Source organism: Microcoleus sp. S13_C5, from assembly GCF_036700845.1.
Classification (GTDB): Bacteria; Cyanobacteriota; Cyanobacteriia; order Cyanobacteriales; family Microcoleaceae; genus Microcoleus.
In genome coordinates, this window is record NZ_JAUBPR010000185.1 from 1 (window position 1) to 9,277 (window position 9,277).

At 44.6% G+C, this 9,277-nt stretch carries 7 protein-coding genes; all 7 read right to left on the reverse strand.

Features of this window, described 5'->3' with window-relative positions:
* Positions 1-85: 85 nt before the first annotated feature.
* Positions 86-1,495: an NYN domain-containing protein gene (locus QUA04_RS27675; protein WP_333263425.1), complete on the reverse strand. Its 1,410-nt coding sequence runs from the start codon at positions 1,493-1,495 to the stop codon at positions 86-88.
* Between the two features lie 42 nt (positions 1,496-1,537).
* Positions 1,538-2,809 (reverse strand): APC family permease, encoded by a 1,272-nt coding sequence (locus QUA04_RS27680; RefSeq protein WP_333263428.1) that lies wholly within the window; start codon positions 2,807-2,809, stop codon positions 1,538-1,540.
* A 539-nt stretch (positions 2,810-3,348) separates the two neighbouring features.
* Positions 3,349-4,200 carry a phosphate ABC transporter ATP-binding protein PstB gene (pstB, locus tag QUA04_RS27685; RefSeq protein WP_333263430.1) on the reverse strand — a complete coding sequence of 284 codons (852 nt, stop codon included), beginning with the start codon at positions 4,198-4,200 and terminating at the stop codon, positions 3,349-3,351.
* Positions 4,201-4,256: 56 nt separating this feature from the next.
* Positions 4,257-5,237 (reverse strand): phosphate ABC transporter permease PstA, encoded by a 981-nt coding sequence (pstA, locus tag QUA04_RS27690; protein ID WP_333263433.1) that lies wholly within the window; start codon positions 5,235-5,237, stop codon positions 4,257-4,259.
* A gap of 82 nt (positions 5,238-5,319) precedes the next feature.
* Complete coding sequence (gene pstC, locus QUA04_RS27695; RefSeq protein WP_333263436.1) at positions 5,320-6,321, reverse strand: phosphate ABC transporter permease subunit PstC; 1,002 nt, start codon at positions 6,319-6,321, stop codon at positions 5,320-5,322.
* A gap of 200 nt (positions 6,322-6,521) precedes the next feature.
* On the reverse strand, positions 6,522-7,550 hold the full coding sequence (pstS, locus tag QUA04_RS27700) for a phosphate ABC transporter substrate-binding protein PstS (RefSeq protein WP_333263439.1): 1,029 nt from the start codon (positions 7,548-7,550) through the stop codon (positions 6,522-6,524).
* Positions 7,551-7,760: 210 nt separating this feature from the next.
* Positions 7,761-9,197 (reverse strand): IS1/IS1595 family N-terminal zinc-binding domain-containing protein, encoded by a 1,437-nt coding sequence (locus QUA04_RS27705; RefSeq protein ID WP_445242384.1) that lies wholly within the window; start codon positions 9,195-9,197, stop codon positions 7,761-7,763.
* Positions 9,198-9,277 lie beyond the last annotated feature (80 nt).

Genomic DNA, 9,277 nt, shown 5'->3' on the forward strand with positions numbered 1-9,277 from the left:
AATAAATAGTCTAAATGAAAGCTCATTACTCTAACTGTATTGGTTGAGCTATTTTACACCATAAACTCAGGAGAGCCATTTTTCATTAATTGAGAGAAACTTGCCAGCCTTTTTCGGCTTTTTTTAGCTGGAGAGAAGCGCAGGATTGCAAAAATTTAGTAAATTTTCTACCGAGATTAAAATCTTTAATTATTTGGGTGATTTGTTTGCCGTATTGTCTGTGAAATTCGCTGCCCACATTGGAGAGAAATACAGAATTTTCAGGAGAGTTGCCGGTTAAGTCGCCAACGATTTTGACAAGAGCTCTTTCCAAGTCTTCCAGAGAATTAATATCTGTCAAACTTGCAGGTGCTGCCTGGTGGTTATTCAGATTTTCTTGGTTAAGTATTGGCGGTGGGGGCGACAGTTTGACTTCAAAAAGAGTGACATAAGTTTGAGAAGTTTCTGAGGGTTTGTGGAGGGCAAAATCGGTGGGATATTTGAGAAAGATATCCCTGGTTTTAGTGCCGAGCAAATGATGGGCAACAACTTGATTGAGGACTAAGCCGTAATTTTCCCTAAATAAAGCTGAAACAGTAGAAAGTTTGATCCACTGAGTTGAGGTGCGTTTTTGCTCTTTTTTGATTAATTCTTTTAGTTGAATAACTAATTGTTCTAGGGGTGTAATTTCTGGTGTGGTTACGAGGGAATGGGTTTCCACTTGTCCGGTTTTGCTGTTTAAAACTATGATTTTATCTATTTGTTTGCGGACTTGAAATACGGTTAATCCGTGGGCTTGCAGTGTATTGCTGAGGTGAGTGAGGGCGCGATCGGACGAACAGACAAAAATTTCTTTGGCTGTGGGATAATGTACGAAAATCGAGGCGCCGACTGTAGCCATTTTTAAGTCGGCGCTGTCTTTGCCGGGGGGGACGTGAATTAGTTGATAGCCCCGCTGGTGAAATTCGGCATCTTTCTTGCCCATGCTGCGCCAGTTGGCAAAGGCAACTTTGATTTGGATGGGATAGTGGCAAATTCCCTCTAAAAATTTTTCGGTTTCGATGGTGAGTTGCAAGTTTTCGACATCTAGCAGCAAGATAGCAATGCCGACAGGAAGCGAATTTGTTTGAGGGGTGGTGGGAGTGGGAGGCTTTGACGAAACTGAGTTTTGTGATTTAGCGGGTGCTGTTTGAGATTGGGCTAGCTGCTGAATTTGGGCAAATAATTTGCTGAATTGAGGTGAATTAACGAATTCTGGAACTAGCAGAATTTGTAGATATTTTTTCGCAGTCAGCAGCAGGGAATCTGTATCGCTGGTTACTCTGAAACTTTTTGTCAATTTTCCAATCAAAACTGACTGAAAATCAGGTTTTGCCCAGGGGGTTTTCCTATATTTTTCAGTTATCCATTCGGGATGCTGTTCCTGAATGGTAATTAGCGTTTGAGCGATATAGCGACTGATGGCGCTGAATGCGAGAGATTCTTGAGTCGCCAGCAAGGGGGTTGGATCGGGCATGGCCCTCTACAATGCGGAATGCTGTTTCAATTTATCACAATTCTAGTTTTTCGCCGGGAGTCGGACGATCGCCCGCCAAATTAAACCGGCGACAATTAATGCCAATCCTGTCAGCCAAATTTGCCTCTCCACCCAGAAAGCCAGAAACAGACAATTCCCCAAACCCACCCAAGCCAACCACTGCGGATAAAGCCTTTCGGCAGGGGAAAGTTGCAGCGCGGCGAGGTTGGTGATAGCGTAATATATCAAAACACTAAAAGCGCTAAATGACCAAGTTGTTTTGACATCGCCGACGAGGATTAAAAGTGCGATCGTAACTTCGACAACCACCACAGCCACGTAGGGAGTTGTCCCCTCTGGATTCAGCCGCGCCAAGACTCTTGGCATATCCAGACGCCGCCCCATCGCCAGCCAGACGCGCGACAGCCCTAAAATTAAGTTCAGCAAAACTCCCAACATAGCGGTAATTGCACCGACGGCTAGCAGTTTAGAAACTCCTGGAATTGGGAAACTGCGGGCGATGACTTCCAGGGGTGCAGTCGTGCCGCCTGTTTGTAAAGACAATTTATCGGGTTCCCCCGCGCCCGCGACAACTATTGCTACCGCCACGTAAAGCAGCATTGTCAGGGCCAAAGTTAAAATTATGGCTTTGGGAATGGTTTCCCTCGGTTCCCGCACTTCCTCGCTCATTGTGGTGATGCGGGCGTAACCGCTATAAGCGACAAACATCAGGGCGGTGGCCTGCAGGATGGAGCCGATCGAGCTATCATTCTGTAGCGCGGGCATGGACCACCTTACCTCTGGCAAACCGACAGCAACAAACACCGCTAAGGATAGAAGTGTAACTGAGACTGTGACTGTATTGGCAATATTCGATCGCCTAATTCCCGTCAATACAATTAAAGTGAGGGCGGCGACGGATCCTAAAGCTGTTAGGATCAGGTAAGTGCGATCGGCTACACCAACTGCATTTAAAAAATACCCCGCAAAACCTAAAGCAGCAGTAGCTGCAGAAGCCGTTTTCGCCAACAAAAACATCCAGCCTGCTGTAAAACCCAGCCAAGGATTGAGATATTTGTAGCCATATTCATAAGTACCGCCGCTAACAGGATGATTTGCCGCTAATTGAGCGCTGTTAAGGCCATTGCAAACCGCAACAAAAGCTGCAATACCTACAGCCAAAATCACTCCCGGGCCAGCAACTTCCGCAGCAATGCCGATACTGACAAATACCCCAGTGCCAACAATCGATCCCAGGCCCATCAGAGTAGCGCCGAAAATACCCAACTCTCGCTTCAGCAGTGTTGAAGACATAAACATAGCAGGCAAGATGCCTGCACAAAAATATTTGTCTGTTGTGGAACAGGCATCTTGCCTGTTCTGAAAACATAACTATAGCAGGCAAGATGCCTGCTCCACAAAAATATTTGTCTGTTGTGGAACAGGCATCTTGCCTGTTCTGAAAGAGGTTCAAGATTTGACAACTCTCCGCCCTAGAAGGGCAGAGATTCTTGTATCATTCAGTCCACTTAATAAGTACAGCTTCCTGTACTTACCAGAGATGGTTCTGTCCTCAAGCTTTCGACTCATTGCAGAGTCTTGTTCCCGTGTGCCCCACGGTACAATTCAAAACCCAAAATACTGGTTTCTCTGGTACTTGTTGCTCGAAGTTTTTACCCGCACAAGCTTTTCTGCGCGGAACCCCATAACTTCAGTTTTCAAGGTGCGTTGCCTTCAGGCGACTGGGTTTTTAATGTGGTTGAATACCCTAGCCACATTACAATATTATCACGACCAACAATAAAAAGTCGTCCTAGAAGGACGGGGCTTTAGACCCAATTTTTTGGTAAGTATTAACCGAAACGGCCTTGAATGTAATCTCTCGTACTCGAATTGCCCGCAGAAGTAAAAATCTTACTTGTCGGCCCAAATTCAACCATGCGGCCGATGCGACTTTCATCAGTATTAAAAAATGCCGTGTAATCAGAAACGCGAGCAGCCTGCTGCATATTGTGCGTCACAATCACAACAGTTAACTGCTGCCGCAGAGTCTGAAATAACTCCTCAATCTTCATCGTTGAAATCGGATCAAGAGCAGAACAAGGTTCATCCATCAGCAAAATTTTCGGCTTCACAGCCAAAGCGCGAGCAATACAAAGTCGCTGCTGCTGTCCCCCTGAAATCCCCTGAGCCGATTTCTTCAAATCGTCTTTTACTTCATTCCAAAGCGCCGCACTTTTAAGCGCAGATTCCACAATTTCATCTAATTCTGCTTTGCTTTTGCGACCAAAAATTCTCACCCCGTATGCAATATTATCGTAGATGCTCAGCGGAAAAGGATTTGGTCTTTGAAACACCATCCCAATTTGGCGGCGCAAACTATTAATGTTTACTTTTGGGCTGTAAATATCCTGTCCAAAAAACTCTACTCTTCCTTTTATTTGAACCTTTCCCTCCAATTCACCAATCCGGTTGAGAGCTTTGAGAAAGGTAGATTTGCCGCAACCTGAAGGGCCAATAATCGCCGTAATTTGCGGGTGAGGGATATTCATCGATAAATTTTCTAAGACTTTGTGAGTTCCGTAATAAAAACTTAAGTCCTGAACCCGCAGTGCTGGCATTGCATTGGGGTCAATTTCCGGGGTGGCATCTTCTAGGAATTGATGTGTATAGTCTTCGGATTTCAAGTTAGCTTTAGGTTTCATTATTTGCCTGGTTATATTGTTAATATTTGACGTAGAGATGCACTTTATTTATTGATTTATCGGTTTTGCAAGCGTTTCCGAGTTACTGTACGGGATGCGACGCTAGCAATCAAAACCATGCCCAAAAGCACAGAGGCAGCAGTCCACGCCAATTCGTTCTGCTCTTTGTAAGGAGAGCTGGCGTAGCTATATATTAATACTGACATAGAAGGAGTCGGAGTCAGCAGTGTTTCGGGAATTTCTTTGAGTTTTGAGATTGTTTCTGCACCTATGGGGGACTGCATTATCTCGCCCAATTTATCAACTAAAGGAGGCCAAAATTGACTCGACAAAGCCGTTACAATCAACGGGGCGGTTTCGCCGGCGGCCCGGGAAGCGGCGAGTAAAATACCTGTGGTAATAGTTGGAAGTGCTGAGGGTATGATAATGCGAAACATAGTTTGAAAGCGTCCGCATCCCAAACCAGCAGAAGCGAGGCGGTAAGAAGTAGGCACTAATTTTAATGCTTGTTCTGTTGTCAGAGCAACAACTGGAAGCATGATGATGCCGAGGGCAAAACCGCCGGCTAAGGATGAAAATGCTTTGGTGGTAACGACAATTAGGGCGTAGGAAAAGACGCCAACTACGATCGAGGGAACGCTGCTGAGAATGACGGTGATAAAGCGAATGCTATTGGCGATCGCTTTGTTTTCTCTACCAAACTCAGACACAAAAATTCCCGTCATTACGCCTATGGGGACGCTGATTACTGTAGCAATTCCTACCATTAAAGCAGTGCCGAGAATCGCATTGGCAAAGCCGTTGGGCTGGTCTTCAACTCCTACGGGTGCTGGTAGAGACACTAGCACTTCCCAGCTCAAATGTGTGAGTCCTTCCCCCAGAATTTTGTATAAAATAGCAAACAAAGGGAGCAGGGCTAGAGCTGTCATAGCGAAAGCGATAACTGTCATTCCCCGGCTGAAAAAAGTTCGGCTTAGCGACAGGGGGTTGTTGATTTCGGCATCCAGAATATTGTTTGAATTTTGTGCTTTAGTCATGCGATTTTAGATTTTAGATTTTAGATTGAGCCACCGCATAAGTCCGGCGGCGCGGCTTGTGACAAAATTTATTTCGATGATATTAATTTTTAGCTCCCTTGGCCCCAATTAGCTGAACTAACAATACTGCGATCGCATTTACAAACAAAGTGATCACAAATAAAATTAAGGCTAAATACATCAAAGCGCCGATGTGCAGCGGTTCGAGAGCTTCTCTAAATTGACTTGCTAAAACAGCAGGAATTGAGTAGCTGGGAGCGAGCAGGGATGGGTTAATTTGAATCGAGTTGCCAATTACCATTGTGACTGCCATTGTTTCGCCTAATGCGCGTCCCAATGCTAATATGGTGGCGCCGATAATCCCTGAACTAGCTGCTGGTAATAACAGCTTGAATATCGTTTCCCAGCGGGTGGCACCGAGGGACATGGAAGCACTTCGCAAATCTACTGGAACTGACATCAATACATCGCGGCTGATGGCGGCTACTGTTGGCAAAATCATAATTGATAGCAGTATTCCAGCCGGCAGCATTCCCGGGCCTAAAGGCTCGCTGCTGAACAGGGGAAACCAACTGAAATTATCGAACAATGACTGCTGCAATGGCAACAAAAAGGGAATCAAAACAAAGATTCCCCACAGCCCCACTATCACGCTGGGAATAGCCGCGATTAATTCAACCATGAATCCCAAGGGCGATCGCACCCAAACGGGTAAGAAGTTCTCGCTAGTAACTATAGCTACTGACAGCCCTAAAGGAAGTGCGATGATTATGCCGATCGCAGAACTAATTACAGTACCGTAAATAAACGGCCAAGCCCCAAACTGCAACTCGCCGATATCCCACTTGGGATTCCACAAGAATGAGAGTCCAAATTGGCTAATAGCAGGCCAAGCATCTTTAAAAATTACCGCACTCATCCAAAACAGCGTACCCGCTGTCGCTAGGGCAAAACCCCATACCAATAGTGTAAATCCTGACTCCATCCATAGACCTTCACCAGCAGTATCTGTCAAATCTACTTCTGTGTTTATTTCTGTCGGTTTCCGAGTCAATCTCTTCGGTTTTTTTGAAATATTAGTCATACCGGAATTAGTGCGTAAAAAGTGAAATATTTGCTTAGAAGAAGAGTGATTTTAATGCTCTGGCTGCGCTACGCACCTGTTGTGCAAGGTACGCACTGCGTACCTTACACAGTAAATTTAGCGCACATTAACCTGATAGTTTATGAATTTTGAGTCATCGATTTAACTCGTCAACTCCTAACCCCGTGCGATCGCCGGAATTAACCTCTGGCAACCACAGTCTGATTAACTGTTTGAACCACCTTTTGAGCTGTAGCTGAAGGAATTGTAGTAAACTCTAGCTGTTTGTTGATACCTTGACCCGTAGTCATCACCCAATTAACGATCTTTTTAATAGCATCTGCTTTCGCAGCAGGGTACTGTTTGTAGATTAACAGCCAAGTCAAACCAACAATCGGATAACCGTCGTTAGGATTGCCTTCTACTAAGCGGAAGTCTGCTGGGAATGTTTCCCCTGCTAAAGCTTTCTCTGCTTCAGCCAAGCTAGGATCTACAAACCGACCAGCTTTATTTTGAATAAATGCTGTTTGGAGATTGTTTTGCCGAGCATAAGTATCTTGAACGTAGCCGATCGCACCCGCTGTATTCTTCACCAAAGCAGCTACGCCGGGGTTTCCTTGACCACTGACAGGGCTTCCTGGCCAACTCGGCTGAGCGGCAGCTTTGATACTGCTACCAGTCGCCTGCAAGTGGTTAGCAAAAATAAAGGTTGTACCGCTGCTATCTGCCCGTACAGCTACTCGAATGGGAGTATTTGGCAAGTTTTTAGCTTGTCCAGAAATTCCGGCTATTTTCGCATCATTCCAGCGAGTAATCTTGCCTTCAAAGATGCCGTTCATGGCATCGTTATTTAGCCTCAGATTGGTCACTCCGGGCAAGTTGTAGACAACTGCAACAGCGCCGCCAGCAGTTGGAACCGCCATGACGCCGCGCTTTACCTCAGCTATTTGTGCAGCAGTCATCAGCGCGTCGCTGCCTGCGAAGTCAACAGTGCCTGCAATTAATGCTTTGATGCCAGCACCGCTACCAGTTCCTTCGTAGTTTACAGTAATTTGATTTGCACTTCTCATCTGAGAGAAGTAGCGATCGTAAAGAGGTTTAGGGAAAGTTGCTCCCGTACCGTTTAGTGTGACGGCTGCTACAGCGGAACTAATCAAAGTCAGCGAAAATGCTGCTGCTGCTAGTGTCACTATAAAACTACGTCGCCAACGTCCTGTGAAAAAATTCATATTCCTCCTCTCCCTTAATAACCGGCTTTGCAAATCTCCTCCATAGAATAGACTGAAACCCCCAAGGAAAGGGATATAAAAGAATAAGGTTGTTTTAAATTTTGGTTAAAAATAGATTAAATAATAAAAGAATAAGCTTGTCTTAAATTTCGGTTAAAAATAGATTAAATTTTCAGACGGAAGACTCGAAAACATGATTTATTAAATAAGTCAGGGAGCTGACTGTGCGATCGCCACTTGATGCTCCTTACCCTTTTTCTGAACTTTAAATTTTTGGCATGACTGCAAAAAATCGTGAAAATTGCTACCCAAATGCAGCGATTGCAGCTTTTTAGTAATTGGTTGACCGTATTGCTTGTGAAATTCGGTGGCTACCTGGTTAATGCCAATATAATTCCCTGGAGATTTAGCAGTTAATGCCAGTACAATATTTGCTATAGATGATTCCAGAGCGGCTGAGGACTCTGTTTTTGAAGCTGCTGCTGCTTTTGGAGCGATCGCCACTTGATGTTCGTTACCGAGCAATTCCATTTTGAAAACAGACGGACGCGATTTAAAAAAATTAATTAGACTAGAATCAGGCAAAAATTTTTTCACAAGTAAATCCGCAGGACACTGATATTCAGTATAAAATTGTTTCTTAATTTTTGTGACAGGGATAGTATTTTGTTTTAAATCAACTATCGCTTTCGCAATCATTGCTACAAGTATTTTTTCTAAAGCATCCAGCGAATGAATTTCAATTGAGTTGACTGGCTTGGTTTCGGGAACTTTTTGGGATTCAATATCTAGATCCACGACAAGAGGAGTTACACAATCTTTAGTCCCTGAAGAAATTTTGTCTTCTGCTGACTCCGACAGTGCTGCTGCATTGGAAGTTGTAGAAGGAAAAAGAACAGTCCGGCGCTCTTGAAAAAGCTCAGCTACAGTAGAAAAACGAGCGATTCGCTCATCAATAGATTTGTGTTCAGCCTTCAACAACTCTGCAACTTGATTAGCCAATTCTGCAAAACTAGGGATTTCCTCTTCCCTTTCGCAAGAATAGTGCTTGCTCTCACCATTCTCGCAGTTTTCTACAGACAAAACTGAATTTTGCCGACGCACCCGAAACACAGTCAATCCCTGATTTCGCAACTGATTGCAAAGATGATTTAACAAACCGTCCGAAGAACAGACAAAAACTTGTCGTACATCCCGATATCGATATAAAATAGCCGCGCCAAAAGCAATCATTTTACCATCAGCACTATTAGCACCGCCCGGAACGTGAATCAGTTCATAACCGTGATCGTAAAGTTCAGCGTCCAACTTGCCGATACTTGGGTTTTTCCAGTTAGCAAAAGCAATTTTAACTTGCAGGGGATAGTCGCACAAACTGGCTAAAAATTGTTCTGTATTAACCTTAAGTTTCAGATTTTCCGCATCTAACAGCAAAATCGCAATCCCGCCGGACTCTGTGGTGATTGCAGACTCGATTCCTTGCGGGATAGCTTCGCTTAACCGTGTTTCCGTGCATTTGCGACTGAAAGACTTCGGGCCGGCGGGCTCAAAGAATTGTTTGCGGCAAGCTTTGCAAAGATACCGCTGGCGACCGTTGGGACGGCCGTTTTTACGAACTTGGTCAGATTCGCATCTTGGACATTTCATGTAATACCAATTTAATATGAAGCTGCATAGAATAGGGCTTCAAGAATAAAATTGTAAGATGACAACGAACTAATTTGCTC

What these genes read in the sequence shown, in the direction of transcription:
- pstC (WP_333263436.1), bottom strand. Translation starts at nt 6,321, where the DNA reads ATGACTAATATTTCAAAAAAACCGAAGAGATTGACTCGGAAACCGACA.
- pstS (WP_333263439.1), bottom strand. Translation starts at nt 7,550, where the DNA reads ATGAATTTTTTCACAGGACGTTGGCGACGTAGTTTTATAGTGACACTA.
- pstA (WP_333263433.1), bottom strand. Translation starts at nt 5,237, where the DNA reads ATGACTAAAGCACAAAATTCAAACAATATTCTGGATGCCGAAATCAAC.
- QUA04_RS27675 (WP_333263425.1), bottom strand. Translation starts at nt 1,495, where the DNA reads ATGCCCGATCCAACCCCCTTGCTGGCGACTCAAGAATCTCTCGCATTC.
- QUA04_RS27680 (WP_333263428.1), bottom strand. Translation starts at nt 2,809, where the DNA reads ATGTCTTCAACACTGCTGAAGCGAGAGTTGGGTATTTTCGGCGCTACT.
- QUA04_RS27705 (WP_445242384.1), bottom strand. Translation starts at nt 9,197, where the DNA reads ATGAAATGTCCAAGATGCGAATCTGACCAAGTTCGTAAAAACGGCCGT.
- pstB (WP_333263430.1), bottom strand. Translation starts at nt 4,200, where the DNA reads ATGAAACCTAAAGCTAACTTGAAATCCGAAGACTATACACATCAATTC.